Source organism: Bifidobacterium sp. LH_424, from assembly GCF_056356895.1.
The window spans coordinates 75563-97214 of the sequence record NZ_JBKEVC010000004.1; the positions used below are offsets into that span (position 1 = coordinate 75563).

General features: G+C 66.7%; 17 protein-coding genes. 6 read left to right on the forward strand and 11 right to left on the reverse strand.

All coding sequences use genetic code 11. The annotated features are described in order from the left end of the window. Window positions 1-46: 46 nt before the first annotated feature. From AC1AYP_RS05295 to AC1AYP_RS05320, 6 genes are all read left to right on the forward strand, one after another. Entirely contained in the window at window positions 47-1654 is a 1608-nt protein-coding gene (locus AC1AYP_RS05295; protein WP_476532935.1) for an aminopeptidase P family protein, read from the forward strand. After that, window positions 1651-2172: an NUDIX hydrolase gene (locus AC1AYP_RS05300; protein ID WP_476544896.1), complete on the forward strand. Its 522-nt coding sequence runs from the start codon at window positions 1651-1653 to the stop codon at window positions 2170-2172. Before AC1AYP_RS05295 ends, AC1AYP_RS05300 begins: the two co-directional genes overlap by 4 nt. Further along, window positions 2169-3254: an ROK family protein gene (locus AC1AYP_RS05305; protein WP_476544897.1), complete on the forward strand. Its 1086-nt coding sequence runs from the start codon at window positions 2169-2171 to the stop codon at window positions 3252-3254. Before AC1AYP_RS05300 ends, AC1AYP_RS05305 begins: the two co-directional genes overlap by 4 nt. Window positions 3255-3418: 164 nt before the next feature. Then, a complete protein-coding gene (locus AC1AYP_RS05310; RefSeq protein WP_476502372.1) occupies window positions 3419-4639 on the forward strand; it encodes an ROK family transcriptional regulator in 1221 nt (406 codons plus the stop codon). 53 nt (window positions 4640-4692) lie between these two features. Then, window positions 4693-5589 (forward strand): carbohydrate kinase family protein, encoded by an 897-nt coding sequence (locus AC1AYP_RS05315; RefSeq protein ID WP_476502371.1) that lies wholly within the window; start codon window positions 4693-4695, stop codon window positions 5587-5589. Between the two features lie 237 nt (window positions 5590-5826). After that, window positions 5827-7059, forward strand: coding sequence for an MFS transporter (locus tag AC1AYP_RS05320; protein WP_476502370.1), 1233 nt, complete (start codon window positions 5827-5829; stop codon window positions 7057-7059). A 142-nt stretch (window positions 7060-7201) separates the two neighbouring features. Here AC1AYP_RS05320 and AC1AYP_RS05325 read toward each other — a convergent pair whose 3' ends face one another. The 11 genes from AC1AYP_RS05325 to AC1AYP_RS05375 form a co-directional block, all read right to left on the reverse strand. Further along, complete coding sequence (locus tag AC1AYP_RS05325; RefSeq protein ID WP_476544899.1) at window positions 7202-10324, reverse strand: alpha-mannosidase; 3123 nt, start codon at window positions 10322-10324, stop codon at window positions 7202-7204. Between the two features lie 172 nt (window positions 10325-10496). After that, window positions 10497-11957 carry a glycoside-pentoside-hexuronide (GPH):cation symporter gene (locus AC1AYP_RS05330; protein WP_476544900.1) on the reverse strand — a complete coding sequence of 487 codons (1461 nt, stop codon included), beginning with the start codon at window positions 11955-11957 and terminating at the stop codon, window positions 10497-10499. Window positions 11958-12320: 363 nt separating this feature from the next. Then, a complete protein-coding gene (locus AC1AYP_RS05335; protein ID WP_476544901.1) occupies window positions 12321-13877 on the reverse strand; it encodes an aminotransferase class I/II-fold pyridoxal phosphate-dependent enzyme in 1557 nt (518 codons plus the stop codon). Between the two features lie 194 nt (window positions 13878-14071). Further along, entirely contained in the window at window positions 14072-14926 is an 855-nt protein-coding gene (locus AC1AYP_RS05340) for an HAD family hydrolase (RefSeq protein WP_476502366.1), read from the reverse strand. Further along, window positions 14923-15873, reverse strand: a complete 951-nt coding sequence (locus AC1AYP_RS05345; protein WP_476547066.1) for an L-lactate dehydrogenase — start codon at window positions 15871-15873, stop codon at window positions 14923-14925. Before AC1AYP_RS05345 ends, AC1AYP_RS05340 begins: the two co-directional genes overlap by 4 nt. Window positions 15874-15990: 117 nt before the next feature. After that, window positions 15991-16239: a preprotein translocase subunit SecG gene (gene secG / locus AC1AYP_RS05350; protein WP_476502364.1), complete on the reverse strand. Its 249-nt coding sequence runs from the start codon at window positions 16237-16239 to the stop codon at window positions 15991-15993. Between the two features lie 81 nt (window positions 16240-16320). Continuing rightward, complete coding sequence (tpiA, locus tag AC1AYP_RS05355; RefSeq protein WP_476502363.1) at window positions 16321-17115, reverse strand: triose-phosphate isomerase; 795 nt, start codon at window positions 17113-17115, stop codon at window positions 16321-16323. Window positions 17116-17273: 158 nt separating this feature from the next. Next, on the reverse strand, window positions 17274-18479 hold the full coding sequence (locus tag AC1AYP_RS05360; RefSeq protein ID WP_476502362.1) for a phosphoglycerate kinase: 1206 nt from the start codon (window positions 18477-18479) through the stop codon (window positions 17274-17276). Between the two features lie 134 nt (window positions 18480-18613). After that, window positions 18614-19561 (reverse strand): DNA-binding protein WhiA, encoded by a 948-nt coding sequence (gene whiA, locus AC1AYP_RS05365; RefSeq protein WP_476502361.1) that lies wholly within the window; start codon window positions 19559-19561, stop codon window positions 18614-18616. A gap of 179 nt (window positions 19562-19740) precedes the next feature. Beyond that, a complete protein-coding gene (gene rapZ / locus AC1AYP_RS05370; protein WP_476544925.1) occupies window positions 19741-20661 on the reverse strand; it encodes an RNase adapter RapZ in 921 nt (306 codons plus the stop codon). Window positions 20662-20678: 17 nt separating this feature from the next. Continuing rightward, the gene (locus tag AC1AYP_RS05375; protein ID WP_476544926.1) at window positions 20679-21650 is read right to left on the reverse strand and encodes a shikimate dehydrogenase family protein; all 972 of its coding nucleotides are present in this window, start codon (window positions 21648-21650) and stop codon (window positions 20679-20681) included. Between the last annotated feature and the right edge of the window lie 2 nt (window positions 21651-21652).

Here is a 21652-nt window from a genome sequence, read left to right on the forward strand (position 1 = left end):
TATGAGGGTGAGTCAACGAATCCCCGATGATGAACAGGAGCGTTTCATGGGTGAAGTGGTCACCGACAAGGACAGGGAATACGAGGCCGAGGAGCGTGCGAGCGCGCCGGGCGCCGACCAGGCGATGGCCGACCGTGTGAACAACCGTTCGCTGCGTCCGCGTTCCGAGGCGTTCAAGGAGTTCATGCGCTCCGGGTGGGCGGACGACGAGCCCGACATCGAGCCGCTCGAATCCTCGAAGTTCACGCCCGCACGCCTGAAGGCCCTGGGCGCGGCGTTCCCCGGCGAGCGTCTGGTGATTCCGGCCGGACAGCCCAAGGTGCGCAACAACGACTGCGACTACATGTTCCGTCCGGACACGGCGTTCGCCTACTACACGGGTCTCGGCGTGGACTACGAGGCGGGCGCGGTGCTCGTGCTCAACCCCGTCGACCCGGATTCGCCCGAGGCGAAGGCCGGCGAGACGCATGTGCCGGAGCTGTTCGTCGCCCCGCGCGCCGACAACTCCACCACCGACTTCTTCATGAACGCGCATTACGGCGAATACTGGGTGGGTCCGCGCGCCGGCCTCAAGGAGATGACGGCGATGACCGGCATCGAGACCCATGACATCGCCCAGCTGGCCGACGCCCTGTCCAAGGACGTCGGCGGCGAGGCGGGCGCGGTGCGCGTGCGCGTCATGCGCGAGACCGACCCGCGGATCACCGCCCTCGTCGAATCCGTGCGCGAGGCGAACGGCGCGGCCGACCCGGACCGCAACGCCGCGGCGGACGACAAGCTGCACGAGTTCACGTCCGAGGCGCGCATGGTCAAGGACGCGTACGAGATCGGCGAGATGCGCAAGGCGGTGGCGGCCACGAAGGCCGGCTTCGACCGCCTGCTCTCCTCCCTGCCGAAGGCGCTCGACAAGCCGCGTTCGGAACGCATCCTCGAGGGCGCGTTCAACGCGGTGTCGCGCGAATTGGGCAACACGGTCGGCTACGATTCGATCGTCGCCTCCGGCCCGCACGCCCCGATCCTGCATTGGATGCGCAACACGGGCGTCGTGAAGAGCGGCGACATGCTGCTCGTCGACGCCGGTGTCGAGGTCGATTCGCTGTACACGGCGGACATCACCCGCACCTTCCCGACGAACGGCAGGTTCACCGATCTGCAGAAGCGCCTCTACCAGGCCGTGCTGGATTCCCAGCAGGCCGGTTTCGAGGCGGCGAAGCCGGGTGCCACGTATTCGGACATCCACCACGCCTGCATGCGCGTGATCGCCGAGCGTCTGCACGAGTGGGGCCTGCTGCCGGTGGACGTGGAGGAATCCCTCTCCCCCGAGGGCCAGCAGCATCGCCGTTGGCTCGCCTGCGGCGTGGCGCACCATCTGGGCCTCGACGTGCACGACTGCGCGCAGGCGCGTTTCGAGTCCTATCAGGGCGCGCCGATTCGTCCGGGCATGATCTTCACCATCGAGCCGGGCCTGTACTTCCGCGAGGACGATCTGCTCATCCCGCCGGAGTACCGCGGCATCGGCATCCGCATCGAGGACGACGTGCTCATGACCGAGGACGGTCCCGAATGGATCTCCGCCGGCATCCCGAAGCGAATCGACGACGTCGAGGCATGGATGCGCGAACGCGCCGAGGCCGCCGGGAAGGACCTCGCATGACCACGCCGCAGTTCATCCTCGACCTGAGAAAGAAGATCGGCCACGATCCGCTGTGGCTGATCGGCGTGACCGGTTGCGTGCTCGACGACCGGGGCCGCGTGCTGCTCGGCCGCCGTTCGGACACGGGCGAGTGGGCGATGGTGTACGGCATCAACGAGCCGGGCGAGCAACCGGCCGACACGGTGGTGCGCGAGATCAAGGAGGAGACGGGCGTGGACGCGGTCGTCACCGATTTGGTGGCGGTCACCTCGGACACACATGTCATCACCTACGCGAACGGCGACAACGCGCAGTACATGGACCATTCGTTCCTGTGCTCGCTGAAGCCGGGAGGCAACGCCGAACCGTTCGTCGGCGACGACGAAAGCCTCTCCGTCGGCTGGTTCGCCCTCGACGAGCTACCCGAGCCGCTGGCGAGGAGCACGGTGGAACGGCTGAAGCTGTTCCGCACGTATCTGGAGAACAAGGCGAAGGGAGACGCGCACGCCCTGTTCCTGTTCGCCGGCGAACGCCGATGAACCGCGCGGCGCGGGAGCGCGTCTTCAGGCTGTTGTATCCGACGGCGACGCTCTCCCGCTCCGCGCTGGGCCGGCTCGCCGGACTGTCGCGCGCCACCGTGTCCGACGTGGTCAACGACATGATCGACGAAGGCCTCATCCGGCGTACCGGACGGGAAGCGGGCTCCGACGGGAGCGGCAGGCGCGCCGCGCTGCTCGGCATCGACACGACGCGGCTATACGCGATCGGCGTCACCGTACCGTCACGGGGGTCGCGGAAGCCTTCCATCGACGGCGCGCTCACCGATCTGAGAGGCGTTCCCCGGAACCATATGGGCGTCGCCCGTCCCACGGGCCCCGGCGACAGGGGGATCGTCGACGCCGTCGCACGGCTCGTGGACCGTCTCCGCAACGACGCGGACGGCGTCCCGGTCATCGGCGTCGGCGTCGCCGTGCCCGGAACGAATGACGAGGACGAGGGGACGGCCTCCGGACTCGAGGCACGGCTCAGGACCCGGATCGAGGCGGAATCCGGCATCCCCGTGACCGTGGTCGCCGACACGGTCGCTTCCGGCACGGCCGAACGCTTCTTCGACGACGTCGGCCCGAATCTCATGCTCGTGAGATTGGACGACGGCGTCGACGCGGCGACGTTCATCGACGGCGTTCCCGTCGGCGGCGGATACGGGTCGGGCGTCCGCATCGGCCGTATCTCCCTCGATCCCGATCACGGGCTTCCCTGCCCCTGCGGCGGGCGCGGATGCCTGGAGACGATTCTCGGCGCGCCGGCGCTCAGGGAGCGTCTGGACGGAGCGGACGATTCCGGCCGGGACGCGATCCTGCGCGACGCCGGTTCGCGCCTCGGCTCCGCCATCGCCCTGACGGCGGGACTGCTCGCCCTCGACGACGTGCGCGTGCTCGGCCCCGACGATGTCGTCGGCGACGGATTCCTCGATGCGGCGCAGCAACGTCTGGACGCGATGACCTCCTCCCTGCCATGCGTGCGTACGCGTATCCGGCGATGCCGGTACGGGGCCGACGGGGTCCTGCGCGGTGCGGCCATCGCCGCGGTGCTGCGACGTCTCGCACCGTCATCGCGGTGAGTTTCCCGATGTAATAGCACTTTTCGCCGCGCGACACGCAAACGTTTTCGCAACACGCCGAACAAATCTTAATTGCGTTCATGTATTAACCGCGTTAATATGTCCACGAAGTTCAGATTCAACGGCGAGCGGACAGCCACTCAATCGCGCAAGGAGGTGTCGAGATGAATAGCAGTACCCAAGCGAACACCACGGCATCCCAGGCGACGGTGGCGGAATCCAACCGTTCCCGCGTGCTCCAGCACCTGTATCACAACGGCGTCAGCTCCAGGGCGCAGATCGCCAAGGCGTTGGGCCTCACCCCCGCCGCCATCACCAAGATCACCGCGCAGCTCATCGAAGCCGGCGCGATCGAGGAGACCGGCGACATGGAGGGCGCGAAGAACCGTCGTTCCATCGGACTGACGCTTGACACCGAACGGTTCCACATCATCGGCGTCAAGTTCGCACGCTCGCTCGTGCAGGTCGGCGTGTTCGACCTGTGCGGCAACGCACTCGGTCTGGAGGATCTGCCGCCGGTCACCAACGAGACCATCGGCGAGGCCGTCAGGCTCATGCACGTCCGCATCGAGTCCCTGCTCGACGCGGATCCGTCCATCATCGCCATCGCCATGGCCGTCCCCGGCCCGTACATGCGCGACGAAGGCCGCACGGCCGTCGTCTCCTCCATGCTCGGATGGCGCGACGTCAACTTCATCGAGGAATTCGGCCACGCCTTCCGCGTGCCGGTGTTCATCGAGCAGGACGCCCGCGCCGGCGCGCTCGCCCACTACCTGTTCGATCCCGAATCGCACGGGGAGGACGACATCTCCTACTTCCTCGTCGGCGAGGGCGTGGGACTCGGCGTCATCGAGAACGAGCGCATCATCAACGGCGCCCTCGGCGCCGCCACCGAGATCGGCCACGTCTCCATCGACATCGACGGCAGGCCGTGCGACTGCGGCAACCGCGGATGCCTCGAACGCTATTGCTCCACCCCCGCCATCCGCGAGATGCTCATCGAGGAGGGCGGTCCCGTGCCGCACGCCGAGCTGATGAGCAACACGGAGGCGACCCGCGCCCTGTTCTCGCTCGCCAGGGAAGGCGTCGACAAGGCCGTCGAGATGGTACGCCGCATCGGCCGCTACATCGGCTATGGATGCGTCAACATCTTCAACACGTTCAATCCCCGGCTCATCATCATCGGCGACATCGTCTCGGAAGCGGGACGCCTGCTGCTCGACGAGGTGATTGCCACGGTGCGCAGCCGCTCGATCCCGGAGATCTGCGACTCCACCGAAATCAGACTGTCCACCATGCCCACCGACGCGACCGTCTGCGGCGCCGCGGCGGTGGCGGCCACCCAGTTCCTCGACCATCCTTCGATGTTCTTCGACCTGAGCTGACCGCGAAACCCAAGATTTCCATACGGAAAACCAATAGAAGGAAAGGAACCATCATGTCCAAGCCCATCGTTCTCTCCCTCGGCGAGCTCCTGTGGGATATGCTGCCCTCCGGCAAGCGCGCCGGCGGCGCCCCGGTGAACTTCGCCTACCATTCGATGATGAACGGCGCGGACGGCTACTCCGTCTCCGCCGTCGGCGAGGACGAGCTCGGCGACGAGCTGCTCGCGGAGACCGCCAAGGCCGGCATCCACGCCGTCATCCAGCGCAACGCCTGGCCGACCTCCACCGTCGAGGTCGAGCTCAAGAACGGCATCCCGGAGTACACGATCGTCAAGGGCGTCGCCTGGGACCACATCCTGTACACCCGCCAGCTCATCGACGTCGTCAAGCAGGCCGACGCCGTGTGCTACGGCACCCTGGCGCTGCGCTCCCCCGAGTCCCACGCGACCATCACCGAGCTGCTCAAGCACACCAAGCCGGGCGCGATGAAGTTCTTCGACATCAACCTGCGCGGCGACCACTACTCCAAGGAGCTCATCGAGGAGCTGCTCGGCGTCGCCACCGTCTTCAAGATCAACGACGAGGAGCTGCTGCTCCTGCGCGACATGTTCGACATCCGCGGCACCTCCGGCGAGGACGCCTGCCGCTGGTTCCTCGAGCAGTACGATCTCGACTACGTGATCCTGACCGCCGGCTCCGCCTACTCCACGATCATCTCCAAGAACGGTGAGATCTCCACCGTCGACACCCCGCGCGTCGAGGTCGTCGACACGGTCGGTGCGGGCGACTCCTTCTCCGGCACCTTCACCGCGCGCATCCTGCTCGGCGACACGCTCTCCGAGGCGCACCGCAAGGCCGTCAACACCGCCGCCTTCGTGTGCACCCAGAACGGCGCCTGGCCGGAGTACCCGGCCCAGATGACCGACTACCTGGCCGAGGCCGGCAAGTAAGCCGCGCCACGACCCGCGGGAACGGTCCGCGCACGACGGGTTCCACCCGATCGGCGGATCGTTCCGACACCACCTTTCCTGGCATAGAGCCCGATATCCGGCGACGTCCGTGCGACAATGACCGCCGCCCGCCCGTCGTCGGGTATCGGGCCCACCGCTGACGCCAGGCAGCCATAACTGAATATCGAATATCGACAATTTCGTCAGTCTCATTACAGGAAAAAGGGAATTATTACAATGAGCAACGAAACCGCCAAGACCGGCAACGCCGGATTCGCGAAGATCCTTCCGGTGATGTTCGCCTTCTTCGTCATGGGCTTCGTCGACCTCGTCGGCACCGCGACGAACTACGTCAAGGGCGAGTTCAACCTCGCCGACGGCACCGCGAACCTGTTCACCACGATGGTGTTCTTCTGGTTCCTCATCTTCTCCGTGCCGACCGGCATGCTGATGAACAAGATCGGCCGCCGCAAGACCGTGCTGTGGTCCATCCTCGTCACCCTCGTGGCCATGGCCCTGCCGATCATCGCCTACGTCGCCCTGTCCGGCACGCCGCGCCTCGTCCTGATCGTCATCTCCTTCGCCTTCCTCGGCATCGGCAACACCCTCATGCAGGTGTCCCTCAACCCGCTGCTGACCGTGTTCGTCAAGGGTGACAAGCTCGCCTCCACGCTGACCACCGGCCAGTTCGTCAAGGCCTTCGCCTCCCTGTTCGCCCCGTACATCGCCATCTGGGGCGCCACCAAGCTGAACATGTGGTGGATCCTCTTCGTGATCTACTTCGTCGTCGGCATCGTCGGCTACATCCTCCTCGCCTTCGACAAGATCGACGAGCCCGCCCCGGACGCCGGCACCACCACCATCGGCCGCTGCTTCAAGCTCCTGTTCTCCGACGGCATCGTGTTCCTGTGCTTCCTCGGCATCGTCGCCCACGTGGGTGTGGACGTCGGCATCAACGCCCAGGCCCCGCGTATCCTGACCGAGCACACCGGCGACACCTACACCGCCATCGCCGCCACCGCCACCATGGTCTACTTCATCGCCCGTATGATCGGCTGCTTCACCGGCGGCATCGTGCTCCAGAAGATCAGCAACAAGGTCGGCCTGCGCATCTGCGGCGTCATCATGACCGCCTCCGCCGTGTGCTTCGCGGTCTTCGCCCTCGTGCAGGACAACCCGCCGGTGTGGCTGTTCTGGGTCGCCGTCGCCCTCGTCGGCTTCGGCAACTCGAACGTGTTCTCCTTGTTCCTCTCCCACGCGCTCATGTACCGTCCGGACCGTCAGAACGAGATCTCCGGCCTCATGCTCATGGGCCTGATCGGCGGCGCGATCTTCCCGCCGATCATGGGCGTCGCGGCCGACGCGGCCGGCCAGTTCGGTGGCATCCTCGTGATGGCCGTCGGCTGCCTGTACGTGCTGGTCATGGGCTTCGCCTACAAGGTGCTCGAAGGCAAGAAGGCCGAGGCCTGATTCCTTCCCTGACGTGAACGGTCCGAGACCGCGCGTCTGAACCGCAAGGGGGTGGGTCTTTCCCGGAAATGATTTCCAGGAAAGACCCACCCCCTTGTTCGTGTGCTCCTCCACGGCGCGGAAACCGTCGCGGCCGCGGGTCTCATCTCCGCACACGCAGCGTCGCCAGCTGGAACGGCCCGAACGCGAGCGACACACCGCCTCGGCCCGCCGTCACCTCGCCATCGAGCGCACGTGGCAGGTCGGGCGCGGGCGGCTCCCCTTCCGTCAGATCGGTCTCCGAGACCACGCATCCGTCAAGCTCCGGGTCGAGGCGCAACGTCGCCCGCGCCTGGCCTCCCGCCGCCTCGTACAGGCGCAGGACGATGTCGCCGGAACCGTCGTCGGCGGGTTTCACCCAGTCGAGCACGACGACTCCCTGCATGTCGTCGAGCACGACGAGCGGCGGGACGGCCGCCGCGCCATCGATGTCCGGAGTGTTGAGCCGCGCGGCCTCGGTGAGCGTCGCCGGCATGTCGGCGGCGGCGAGCACCGACCAGTCGAACGCGTGCCGTCCCATGTCGGCGTCCGGATCGGGGTAGCGCGGCGCGGACAGCAGCGATGGCCGGATCATCACGCCGCCCGCACTCCCCCGCACCGGGTCACGGCGGATCGACGACACGTCGGCACCGTAGGTGGAGCCGTTCACAACGGCGACCGCATAGCCTCCATCGGATTCGGCGACGCGCACGAACCGGTGCGTGCAGCTCTCGTATGCGGGGTTCTCCCCGATCGGACCGGCCGTGACCGGCCGTTCCACGAATCCGTACGGACATTCGAACCGCGCACGGTCGGCGTGCACGGCCACGGGGACGTCGACCTTGAGCATACGTTCCGGCGCATGCCAGTCCACGTCGGCATGGAAGTCGAGTGCACGCGCACCGGGGCGTAGCGTGACGCGCGTGCGTATCCGCACGCCGTCCGCCGCGGTCTCGGCGACGGCCTCCGCCGCGCCGTCTCCGGTTGCGGCGACACCGATGAGCGCGCCGTCCGCGAGCGGCGTCACGGTGTCGAACGCGTCCCGTTCCAGCTCCCATGCGTCCCATTGCGACGGCTCGTCACGCAGCAGCTCGTAGCGGCCGAGGGCCGTTCCCTCGGGCACGATCTCGCGATCCGCGGCGAGGTCGATCAGGGAGTCCACGGTGCCGTCCACGGCGATGTGCGCGCGGAGGAGTCCGTTGTCGAACGTCGTGCCGTCGGCGTCGCGGATGATGTGGACGGCGCGGACGCTGCGCCCGTCGCCGTCGCGAGCATCCTTCCGGACATCCCCGTCCGTGGCCGATGGGCTGTCGCCACCGTCGCCGTGCGCGGCGAGCAGGTGCGTGGTCTCCGTCGCGATTGCCCGCAGTCGTGCGATGTCGCGCGCATAGGCCTCCCGCGCTTCGCGGTGGACGCGGGCGATGCCGGTGCCGGGCAGGATGTCGTGGAACTGGTCGGAGAGGAGCCGCTTCCAGATGCGGTCGAGCTCGTCGCGCGGCGGCGTGTAGCCGGGGACGCGTACGAGCGCGGTCGCGGAGAGACGGTCGACGACGCGCAGTAGGGATTCCTCCTCGCGGCAGCGTCGTTTCATCTCCTGCTGGGCCGTGGTCGTGCCGCGATGGAGTTCGAGGTACAGTTCGCCGCGGTGCACGGGCGCGTCGTGTGCATCGTGTGCATCGCCGACGATGTCGCGCCGCAATGCGGCGAACAGCCGGTCGGGCGTGCCGAAGCCGACCCGAGGCGCGCCTTCGAGGTCGTGCGCGCGGCGGATCCTCGCGATCATCTCGCGGGTGGGCCCTCCTCCCCCGTCGCCGTGCCCGTAGAGGATGATCGCGTCGCCGACGAGGTCCTTGTCGGCGAGGTCGCGTTGCGAGCGCATGAGCTCGTTCATCTCCATCGTGGAACCGTAGGTGGCGGATGGCGGCATGTGCGCGAGGATGCGCGTGCCGTCGATGCCCTCCCATAGGAAGGCGTGGTGGCGCGGCCGGTCCGTGTCGTTCCAGGAGAGCTTGCTGGTGAGGAACCAGTCGAAGCCTGCGCGGCGGGCGATCTGCGGCAGGCCGGCGGCGAAGCCGAATGAGTCGGGCAGCCAGACGCCGTGCGGACGTACGCCGAGATGTTCGCGGAAGTAGGCGAGTCCGGTGGTGAACTGGCGTACCAGCGATTCGCCGGCGGGCATCATCGCGTCGGATTCGACCCACATGCCGCCCACGGGGACGAAGCGGCCCTCGTCGATGCGCCGGCGCATCCGGGCGGACAGGTCGGGGTGGTCGTGTTCGAGCCATGCGTAATGCCGGGCGGAGCTCATGACGAACGTCATGTCGGGATCCTCGTCCATGAGGGCGAGCACGTTGGCGACGGTGCGCGCCACCTTGCGCCGGGTCTCGCGCATCGGCCACAGCCATGCGGTGTCGATGTGCGCGTGGCCGACGGCGACGTGCCGCACGGCGCTCGGCGCGGCGGGCGACGCGAGCACGCCGGCGAGTTCCCCGCGCGCCTGCGGGACGCTTGCCGCGCGGTCGCGTTCGTCGTAGGCGTCCAGCGCGCGGCGGAGCGCCCCGGCGAGCCGCCATCGGCGCGGATCGTCGGCGGCGAGTTCGCGGATGAGGCCGGACACGGTTTCGAAATCCATCATCAGGGCGTGCAGGTCCCGGTCGAACAGGGTGACGTCCACGCGGTTCAGCGCATACGGCAGGTCGCGCACGCCGGTCGGGTCGCCGCCGAGCGAAGTGGGCGCGTATCCGCCCGCCTCGCTCAGGTCAGGGTTGCACGCGGCTTCCAGGTAGAGCGTGAACCGGCCGTCGGCGTCGAGTCCGGCGATGTCCGTGCCGTCGGCGCGGACGAGCGGCACCCATCGGTTGCGCGGGTTGACGGCTTTGACCGCCGTGCCGTCGGCGCGGTAGACGAGTCCCTCCGCCTGGAATCCCGGCCAGTCGGGACGGTTCCAGCCGAGGTCGGCGACGAGTTCGACGTCATGGCCGCGTGCGGCTTCGCGGTCGACGTGGCCGGATATCTCGAACCATGTGGTCCCCCAGGTCGTCCCCCACGGCCCGGGCACGGTGAACGGGCGGAATCCAGCCGTTCCCGCGCGGGCGCGCGCGAGGAACGCGTCGGCGGGTTCCGGTTCCCCAGGGTTGGCGGCGGCGCGCACGTCGCATGGGGCGAGCGTGGCGTGGACGTATGGCGCGATGCGTTGCGCGACGACGCGGTCGCAACGCGCAAGCTGGTGTTCGATATCGAGCGGCATCGTCCTCCACGATACCAGCGCCGCACGCGCCTTATCGGGGACGTTCCGGCGGCACGGCTCGAAGGCCCGTCGGGGCGTGAGGGGAAAGACGGGAAGGGCCCCGGCTCCACCCATGGGGATGGAACCGGGGCCCTTGCGCCGCGGCGGAAGACCGCGTCCGTTCCCGGCGGAATCAGGCGATGGCGGCGTCGGCCTCGGCGCGACGCTCGGCGAGGGCGGCGCGGATGGCCGGCTCGTTCTTCTCGAAGCGGCGGTAGAGCAGCATGATCGCGATGACGACCGCGTAGACGATGACCGGCAGCCAGATGAAGCAGAACTGGATGGCGCCGAGGGCCTCGGCGGTCTGCTTGGCGTTGGCGACGTAGCCGGCGGCGGCCATGATCTTGGAGGGAATCAGGTTGCCGAGGCCGGAGCCGAACTGGATGCAGAAGGAGGCGCCGACGGCGGACAGCAGGCCGGCCGCGCGGATGCCGTTCTTGTATTCGCCGTAGTCGACGGTGTCGGCGAGCATGGCGAACGGCATGGCGAGCGCCATGGCGGCGCCGAGGATGGAGATGGCCCAGAACACGACGAACAGGGCGAAGCTGTGGGAGGCGGTGAGCAGCAGGAGCTGGCCGACGATGGCCATGACCATGCCGAGGATCATGGTGTCGGTCTTGCCGGCCTTGCCGAGCTTCTTGGAGATGTTCGGGATGAGGAACGTGGTGATGAGGCCGAGGATCTGCATGCCGTTGAGCACGGTGGCGAGGTTCTCGTTGTTCAGGTTGTACTTGGCGTAGTACACGGCGACGGACATGCGGTCCTCCTGGGCGATCCAGAAGATCACGAAGGCGACGATGAGGATGATCCACGGCCAGTTGCCCTTGATGGCGTGCAGGCTCTCCTTGAACGGCAGCGGGTTCTGGGTCTTCGGATCGTAGTTGTGCTCCTTGATGTTGCGGAACGCGAAGAGCAGGAGGGCGACGGCGATGACGCCGTAGACGGCGAAGGTGAACATGAAGCCGACCTTCTGGTTCGTCTGGCCGGTGATGGCCTTGCCGGCCCAGTTGACCAGCGGGATGGTGCACACGGCGGTGATGAACGTGCCGAGCAGGCCGCCGGACAGGCGGAAGGTGTTGGCCTTGACGCGTTCGGCCGGATCCGGCGTGAGGTTGGACAGGATGGCGGTGATCGGCGTCTGGATGCCGGTGTAGACGAGGCCGGCGGCGAGGATGTAGGTGACGGTCGCGTAGATGACCTTGCCCATCGGCGGCAGGTCGGGGGCGGTGAACGCGAGGAACACGGTGATGGCGAACGGCACGCACATCCACAGGAAGAACGGGCGGGACTGGCCCCACTTGGTCTTGGTGTGGTCGACGATGGAACCCCAGACGGGGGCGCTGATGCAGTCGCCGATGCGGGCGATCAGCAGAATCCAGCCGGCGGCCGCGGCGGTGATGCCGAACACGTCGGTGTAGAAGAACATGATGTACGTGCCGAGCGACGAATACAGCAGGTTGCCCGCCATATCGGTGCTCATGTACGAGACCTTCTCCTTGAGGGGCAGGACGCCGTTGAAGCCGGTCTCCGCCTCGTCGCTTCCCACGGTCGCGCCCGCCGCACGGGGCTCGGACACCGTTGCGCTGAATGCCATGGCTCATCCTCTCTGAATGCTGCGCGAATGTTCGCATCGTGTTCGCATCTGTGTTCGCATCTGTGATGCTCGCGTTCGCTTCTATGCCGTGATTGTCGGCTGTTGGTTGTTGGCGTGAAGAATATTCACGCGACGAGCCCACGAAAACCCATGAAAAAACAGCTTCTTCACATTTCCATCATCATTGTTATGGAATATATACCAGAAAACGGCCGATTATAACGCTTTCACAACGGTATGGTAACGATGCCATAACGAAATCACCCTATGGAAAACGCCCTATATTCCATTATATGGGTAAATTCCTCTCACATAATGGAATATAGGGCGTTTGGCGGGGTTCGGACCGTCCGGCGGCACCGGTCAGTTCTGCCAGTAGTATCCGAAGAAATCGGCGATCTTGTCGGTCGCGTCCTTGAGCACCTCGATGCGCGGCAGGTAGACGATGCGGAAGTGGTCGGGCTCAGCCCAGTTGAAGCCGCCGCCGCGCGTGATGAGGATGCGCTTCTCGTGCAGCAGGTCGAGCGCGAACTGCTCGTCGTCGTGGATGTTGAACCGTTTCACGTCGATCTTCGGGAAGATGTAGAACGCGGCCTTCGGTTTGACGGCGGAGAGGCCGGGGATCGCGTTGATTGCGTTGTAGATGTATTCGCGCTGCTCGTAGAGACGGCCTCCGGGCACGACGTAGTCGTTGACGCTCTGGTGGCCGCCGAGCGCGGTCTGCACGATGGACTGGGCGGGCACGTTCGAGCAGATGCGCATGTTCGCGAGCATGTTGATGCCCTCGATGTAGTCCCTGGCGATGCGCTTGTTGCCGGACAGCACCATCCAGCCGACGCGGTAGCCGGCGATCATGTGCGACTTCGACAGGCCGGAGAAGGTGACGCAGAACAGGTCGGGGGCGAGCGAGGCGATCGAGGTGTGCGTCAGGCCGTCCATGACGAGGCGGTCGTAGATCTCGTCGGAGAAGATCATGAGGTGGTGCTCGCGCGCGAGGTCCACGATCTGCTGCAGCACCTCCTTCGGGTAGAGCGCGCCGGTCGGGTTGTTCGGGTTGATGAGCACGATGGCGACGGTGCGGTCGGTGATCTTGGCGCGCATGTCGTCGATGTCCGGATACCATTCGGACTGTTCGTCGCAGACGTAGTGGACGGCGGTGCCGCCGGCGAGGTTCACGCAGGCGGTCCACAACGGGTAGTCGGGGCTTGGGATGAGCACCTCGTCGCCGTCGTCGAGCAGCGCGGACATGCACAGGTTGATGAGCTCGCTCACGCCGTTGCCGGTGTAGATGTCGTCGATGGTGACGTTCGGCAGGTTCTTGAGCTGCGCGTACTGCATGATCGCCTTGCGCGCGGAGAACAGGCCCTTGGACGGCGAATAGCCTTCGGTCTCGGTGAGCTGGTGGGCCATGTCGTAGACGACCTCGTCCGGCGTGCGGAAGCCGAACGGCGCGGGGTTGCCGATGTTGAGCTTGAGGATATGGGTGCCGTCGGCCTCCATACGGGCCGCCTCGTCGACGACGGGGCCGCGCACGTCGTAGAGCACGTTGTCGAGCTTGTGCGACTTGCCGAAGGTGCGTCGGCGCGGAGTCGCCGGCTCGGGGGCCTCGTCCCCATCCGTCGTAGCGGGAGCCGTGGCGGACACTCCCCCGTCCGAGGCCGCGGCGCCGGCGGACGGCGTGGCCTCGCCCGTCGTCGTGCCGCGCACGCCCCTGAGCCAGTCCGCATCCACGTTGAGTTCGGCGGCGAGGAATTCGAGGATGTCCTCGCGCGGCATGGTCTTGCCGGCGACGTACTGGCTGATGTGGCTCTTGCCCATCCTCACGCCGCGGGCCTCGGCGGCGCGCACCAGATCGACCTGCTTCAGCCCCCTGTCGTTCATCGCCTCGTGAAGTCGTTCCGCGAACACCGCTGTGGACATGTCTTCCTCCAAACCATGAAGTTCAATATCCATATTGAACATTGGTTCATAACCTAGAGGGAGTTCAAGACAAGTTCAATTCCGATCGCGTCGCGTACCATATGCCGGACGAGCCCGCTGCCGGCGGATTGAACTTTCCGTCCGACCCGCCGACGGCATGCCATCGTCACGCCATCGTCACGCCGTGTGCGGGGTCATAGCAGATGCGTCTCGATCCACTGGGCGACGCCGTCCTCGTCGTTGGACGGGCAGATCTCGTCCGCGATGGCGAGGACCTTGGGATTGGAGTTCGCGACGGCGACGGAGCGGCCGGCGGACCGCATCATGTCGATGTCCACGAGATCGTCGCCGAAGGCGACGGCATGCTCCGGGGCGACGCCCATGCGCTCGCACAGGATGCCCAGCGCGTCGCGCTTGTTCGCCTTCGGGTTCATGAACATGTACAACGTGCCTTCGGAGACGGACAGCGCGAAATCGTCGGGGATCAGGCGGCGGATCGCCTCGCGCTGCTCCCCTTTCGGGAACGCGATGATCTTGTCGGCGGTCCCCTCGGGCACGTCCGTTTCGGTGAAGTCGGTCAGACGCCAGGTCTGGGTCTTCCAGTAGACGCTGACGTCGAAGTTCGTGTACCTCACGTCGTCCATGACGATGCCGACCTCGAGATCGGGCATCGCGTCGAGGAGGGACCGGCACACCTCGCAGGCGCGGGACGACGGGAATCCGATCTTCATGAGATGCCCGTCGGCGGGCATGCGGCCCGAGGTGAGCATGTCGTAGTCGGATTTCGCGGGCTCGAAGTCGATGAGCGCGCCGTTCAGGTAGATGCAGGCGTCGACCGGCAGCCGCTCCGCGAGGGCGTATCCGGTGCTCACGGGTCTGGCCGTGGCGATGGCGAACCGGTACCCGGCGTCATGCAGGCGTTCGACGGCCTCGATGGACCGTTCGGTGAGGTGTCGCCCCTCGAAGGTGGGGGCGCCGTGCAGCAGCGTGCCGTCGAGGTCGGCGACGACGAGCCGGGATTCCGGCGGGACGTGCGCGGCCGGAATCACAGCAGTCCCTCGCAGTAGGAGCGGACGAGCTCGGCGGAGTGGTGGAGCTTCGCGTGCTCCTCCTCGGTGAGTTCGAGTTCGACGATCTCGTTGGCGCCGTTGGCGCGCAGTTCGGTGGGCACGCCGAGGAACACGTCGTGCTCGCCGTATTCGCCGTCAAGCAGCGTGGAGACGGGCACGATGCGCCGCTCGTCCCACAGGATCGTCTGCACGATGCCGGCGACGGTGGAGGCGATGCCGAAGTTGGTGCCGCCCTTCGCGGCGACGATCTCGTTGCCGCGCATGCGCGTCTTGCGCTCGATCTCGGCGGTGGAGACGGAGGCGAAACGGCTCTGGTTGTCGGCCAGGAACTTGGCGAACGGCTTGCCGCCGAGCGAGACGGTGGACCATGCGGCGAACTGGGAGTCGCCGTGCTCGCCCATGACGAACCCGCCCACGTTGCGCGGGTCGAGTCCGGTCTCCTCGCCGATGATGGTCTTGAGACGGGAGGTGTCGAGCGCGGTGCCGGTGCCGAGCACCTGCGTGCGCGGCAGACCGGAACGCTTCCACGCGTACCAGGCCATCACGTCGACCGGGTTGGAGACCATGACGATCACGCCGTCGAAGCCGGAGACCATGACATGGTCGACGACGTCACCGACGAGGCCGACGGTGAAGCCGAGTTCGGCGAGACGGGTCGAGTTGGCCGGCGGCTTGCGCCCCACGGTGACGACGACGATGTCCGCGTCGCGGCAGTCGGCGTAGTCGCCGGTGCGCACCTTGACGTGACGGTCCTGGAATTCGCTGCCGTCGTCGAGATCGTGGCTCTCCCCCGCCGCCTTGGCGGCGAAATGGTCGATGAGCACGAGCTCGTTGCACAGTCCGTGCGTGACGATGGCGAACGCGGCGGTGGCTCCCACCTGTCCGGTGCCGACGATGACGACCTTGTTGCGGTTCATGGTGACCATGATGATGTCCCTTCGATGGTTCAGCGGCTCCCGGTTCCGGCGCGGAACCCGCCATAACGAACACGACCCATGGCCGACTGGCGGTCATGGGTCATACGATCACGGACGGATTACGTGTCAGATGAGGTTGAACTTGGTCATCAGGCCGAGGGCGATGATGATGGCCACCCAAATCAGGGCGATGATGACGGTCCAGCGGTTCAGGTTCTTCTCGGCGACGCCGGACGTGCCCGCGTTCTGGGTGAGGCCGCCGCCGAACATGTCGGACAGGCCGCCGCCCTTGCCCTTGTGCATGAGGATGAGCAGGGTCAGCAGGCAGCTGAGCACGACGACGACGATTTCGAGGGCGATTTTCAGAGCGGTCACGAGTGGATTACCTCCGGTTCGGTATAAGTCTGCGCTCCAGCATAGCGCAATGTCTTGAAAAAGGTGGAGACCCGGGCGGTTTCACCGGGTGGCTTTGGCGGTGAGCCGGCAGATGCGGGTCAGCTCGTCGACGTCGAGCGCCGCGCCGCCGATGAGGAAGCCGTCCACGTCGGGCTCGCCGATGAGTTCGACCGCGTTCTTCGAGGAGACGGAGCCGCCGTAGAGGATGCGGACGGTGTCCGCCACGGTGTCCCCGAACGTGGCCCTGAGATCGTCGCGGATGGCCTGGGCCGCGTACTGCGCGGACTCCGGCGTGGCGACCATGCCGGTGCCGATGGCCCACACGGGCTCGTAGGCGATGATGAGCTTCGCCGCCTCGGCCTCGTTGAGGTCGCGGGTGACGTCGTGCACCTGGCCGACGGCGAAGTCGAGCTCGATGCCCTGGCGGCGCTCCTCGAAGCTCTCGCCGACGCACAGGATCGGCTGCATGCCGGCGGCGAGGACGGCCCTCACCTGGTCGACGATGTTGGCGTCGTCCTCGGGATGGTATTTGCGGCGCTCCGAATGGCCGATGATCACGTACGAGCATCCGAGGTGCGCGATCATGTCGGCGGAGATGTCGCCGGTGAACGCCCCCTGGTCGGTGACGGACACGGACTGCGCGCCGTAGCGGATCTTGAGCTTGTCGGCCTCGACAAGCACCTCCACGCTGCGCAGCGAGGTGAACGAGGGGAACAGGGCGACCTCCACCCTGCGGAAGTCGAAGTGGGCGTCACGCAGCTGCCATGCGAACTTCTGCACGAAATACGTTGCCTCGAGATGGTCGAAGTTCATTTTCCAGTTGCCCGCGACCAGCGGGACGCGTTCGGACGCCATGGATCCCTTCCTAGAAATACGTGAGAAATACGCGATACGTGAGAGACACGCGAAACGGGTGCGTATGGGGTGCGATGAGAAGCGTGTGCGGGGCGAAACGGCATGGCTCCCCACGCCACGACGGGACGTGGACGCGGGGAGCCGATGCGGAACCGATGTCAGGCGAGCACCTTCAGGCCCGGCAGCTCCTTGCCCTCGAGGAACTCGAGGGAGGCGCCGCCGCCGGTGGAGATGTGCGAGAAGCCGTCCTCCGGGAAGCCGAGGTTGCGCACCGCGGAGGCGGAGTCGCCGCCGCCGACGATGGTGAACGCGCCGGCCGCGGTCGCGTCGACCAGGCCCTGCGCGACGGCCTTGGTGCCGGCCGCGAACTCCGGGATCTCGAAGACGCCCATCGGGCCGTTCCACACGACGGTCTTGGAGTCGACGATCTTGTCGTGGAACAGCTTCTGGGACTCCGGGCCGATGTCGAGGCCCATCTTGTCGGCCGGGATGGCGTCGGCGGCGACGACCTCCGGGGCGACCGGGGTGTCACCGGCCGGGAAGCCGGCGTTCACGACGATGTCGGTCGGCAGCACGAGCTCGACGCCGTTCTTCTCGGCGGTCTCGATGTAGCCCTTGACCTTGTCGAGCTGGTCCTCTTCGAGCAGGGAGGTGCCGACCTCGTAGCCCTTGGCCTTGAGGAAGGTGAACACCATGCCGCCGCCGATGACGAGGCGGTTGGCCTTGTCGAGCAGGTTCTCGATGACGCCGAGCTTGTCGGAGACCTTGGAGCCGCCGAGCACGACGGTGAACGGGCGCTCCGGGTTCTCGGTGGCCTTGGACAGAGCCTTGACCTCCTTCTCGACCAGCAGGCCGGCGGCGGCCGGCAGATCGGCGGCCACGTCGTAGTTGGAGCCCTGGGCGCGGTGGACGACGCCGAAGCCGTCGGAGACGAAGACGTCGCCGAGGGCGGCGATCTTCTTGGCGTACGGGGCGCGCACGGCCGGATCCTTGCTGGTCTCCTCCGGGTTGAAGCGGACGTTCTGCAGCAGGACGACGTCGCCGTCGTTCATCGCGGCGACCTTGGCCTGGGCGTCCTCGCCGTAGGTGTCGGCGGCCAGCGGCACGTCGACGCCGAGCAGCTCGCCGAGACGGGCGGCGACCGGGGCCAGGGACAGCTCCGGGACGACCTTGCCCTTCGGACGGCCGAGGTGGGCCATCAGGATGACCTTCGCGCCTTCCTCGCGCAGGGCCTTAATCGTCGGCAGGGCGGCCTTGATGCGGCCGTCGTCGGTGATCGTGGTGCCGTCCAGCGGGACGTTGAAATCGGCGCGGACCAGGACGCGCTTGCCCTTGAGGTCTCCGAGATCCTTGAGTGTCTTCATGAATATCCTTTCCTAACCGCTTGCGCGGGAAAGTGGCGGTTTCTTGCCACTTCGCATAATACAACAGGCCCGCCGTCCGGGCGGGCCTGACACAGGAATTTTTGGAACGTATCGCCGAATCGTTATGAAAACGTTCAGGAACGCGACTTGGCGGTCTTCTCCGCGAGCTGGAGCAGACGGCGGATGCGTCCGGCGATGGCGTCCTTGGAGATCGGCGGCTCGGCGAGACGGCCGAGCTCCTCCAGGCTGGCGTCGCCGTGCTCGAGGCGCAGCTGGCCGGCGGCGCGCAGGTTGTCCGGCACGTCCACGCCGGCGGCGTCGAACAGTTCGAACGCCTTGCGCACCTTGTCGCACGCCTCGGCCGCGGCCTTGGCGGAGCGGCGCATGTTCGCGTCGTCGAAGTTGGCGAGGCGGTTCGCCTTGGAGCGGGTCTCGCCGTCCGAGCGCTTGCCCGTCCAGTCGCGGGCGGAACGCATGGCGCCCATCGAGTTGAGCATGCGTTCGATGGAGTCCGGATCGGTGAGCGTCACGCGATAGGATTTGCTGAGCTGGCGCGGCTTGGCGGTGATGCCGAGTCGCCGGGCGAGGCCGGCCAAGGCCATCGCGGCCTCGTTGCACGGGCAGATGATCTCCATGTACGGGTTCTTGCCCAGGTCGGACAGGATGCCCTTGGCCATGAAGGCGCCGCGCCATGCGGCGCGCACCTGGGCGATCTTGCCCTGCACGATTTTGACGGGCAGGCCGCGCACGGCCTTGTTGCGGTCGATGAGGCCGGTGGCCACGGCCAGGTTCACCGCGCCGCGCTCCACCTTGACCACATGGTACTGGTGGGAGCCCTTCGGCGTCGTCCTCGTGGAGCTGATGAGCTTGGCCTCGAGGTTGTACAGGTCCTCGATGTTGTCGCGCAGCCACTGGGCCGCGACCAGGGAATCGAAGGTGGCGAGCATGACGATCTGCTTCTGGGCGTTGTTCATGAAGCCGCCGGCGAAGCGGATCATGGCGGTGACCTGCGCCTTCCTGGCGTCCGCCTTCTCGTCCTCAAGCGCCGCGAGCTCGCTTTTCACATCATCCAGAAGAGCCAAGAGCCAACCTCCTAAGTCTCGTCCCTCTCAATGGTTTCAGGGGTTCGGGTCTGCAAGCGGGGACTCTTCCCCGCCGTCCGCCGAATCTGTGATACCGACCATCTTGGACAACAGTCGCGCCGTTTTCACTTTTTCGCGGCCGACGTCTCGACATGTGGTCAGCGCCGCGACGGGCGCGTTCACCGGCGTCTGCGCTGTTCGCGGGCGGAAACGGTGACATCCAGCCCGTGTGAGCGCAAACGTTTCGCCAGGGCCTCGCTCATGGCGACCGACCGGTGCTGGCCGCCCGTGCAACCCACCGCGATCGTCACGAAATGCTTGTCCTCGCGCGCGTATCCGTCGATGGCGACGAGCAGCGCCTTCTCGTAGGCGTCGAGGAATTCGGACGCCCCCTTGCTGTTCAGCACGTAGTCGGCGACGGGCTTGTCCCATCCGGTCAGCTCGCGCAGGCTGGGCACCCAGAACGGGTTGGGCAGGAACCTCACGTCGGCCACGAAGTCCGCGTCGGTGGGGGTGCCGTATTTGAACCCGAAGCTGAAGATGTGCACGGAGACCGTCTTCGGACCGGATCCGACCATCGCCTCGTACAGTTTGGTGGATAGCTGGTGGATGCTCAGCGCGGAGGTGTCGATGACCATGTCCGCACGCTCCTTGAGGTTCGCGAGCAGCGCCCGCTCCTCGTTGATGCCGTCGATGAGACGGTTGCCGTGCTGGAGCGGATGGGGCCTGCGCACCTTCTCGTAGCGGGTGACGAGCACGTCGTCGCTGGCGTCGAGGAACAGGATGCGGGTGTGCACGCCGAGGTCGTCGAGATGGCTGAGCACCTCGTTGAGGTCGTCGAAGTATTCGCGCGACCTCACGTCGATGACGGCGGCGAGCTTGTGCACGCCCTTGCCGTCGCCGGCGTTGGTCATCATGTCGACGAGCGGGACGAGCAGCTTGGGCGGCATGTTGTCGACCACGTACCAGCCCATGTCCTCCACGCAGTCGGCGGCGTGCGAGCGCCCCGCACCGGACATGCCGGTGATGAGCAGCACCTCGAAGCCGTTGGCGGGCGCGGGCTCGTCGTCATGGGACGCGGCGGCTGCCGCGTCGTTCATCGCGTCATGGTCCTCCATCACAGCGCCTCCTCCAACGCCTTTCTCATGGCGATCTCCAGATGGTCGTCGTCGACGGTGACGTCCTGCAGGCGGCGGTCGGCGTCGGACGGCGGATCGTCGTCCCAGATGCCCGTCATGAGCAGCACCTGGATGAGCGCCTGGTACAGGAGCATCTCCTCGCCGCCGATCGCATGGCCGCCGTGGGCGCGCCACGCCTGCATGAGCTTCGTGGGACGCGGGTCGTAGACCACGTCGAGCAGCATGCCGCCGAACGCGTTGCCGGAGCAGTCGAGCGTTTCGGCGAGGCCGTCCGCGGCATGCCCGGGAATCGTGTTGATCACGTAGTCGGATTCGCCGGCGGCGGCGGTCACCCCGTCCGCGTCGGACAGGTCGATCTCGTCGTAGGGGCGGCCTTCGACGCCGCGGAACGCCTTCGCGGCGGAGTCCAGTCCGAGGTCGCGGCCGGGATGGCGCGCGGCGATGGTGATGCGTTCGACGCCCGGCAGCATCAGGCAGGCCGCCGCGGCCGACGTGGCGGTGTTGCCGTTGCCGACGATGAGCGCGCGGCGTCCCGCCCGCCCGTCGCGATGCACGCCGAGTTCCCGGTCGGCGTGGTCGAAGGCCAGCTGGATGCCGACCACGTCGGTGTTGTAGAGCCTGATCGCCGGCTTCCCGTGGGGCCATGCGGGATCGTCGTGGGTGGCCTCGTCCCAGTCGAACACCGCCGTGTTGGCGACGTTGAGCTCCCGCGCCCACACGTTGCGGGGCGTGCCGTACGGCTGGATGGTCTTCTTGAGCGGCATCGTCAGGCTGAGACCACGCCACGTGGGGTCGAGCCCCTTGAGGAACCCGTCGAGGTCCTCCTCCCCCACCTCGTGCCTGTCGTACGTCCAGTCGTCGAGTCCGAGCGAACGGTACGCCGCGTTGTGCAGCACGGGCGACAGCGAATGCGCGATGGGCTTGCCGAGCACCGCGCACCGATTGGCGATCG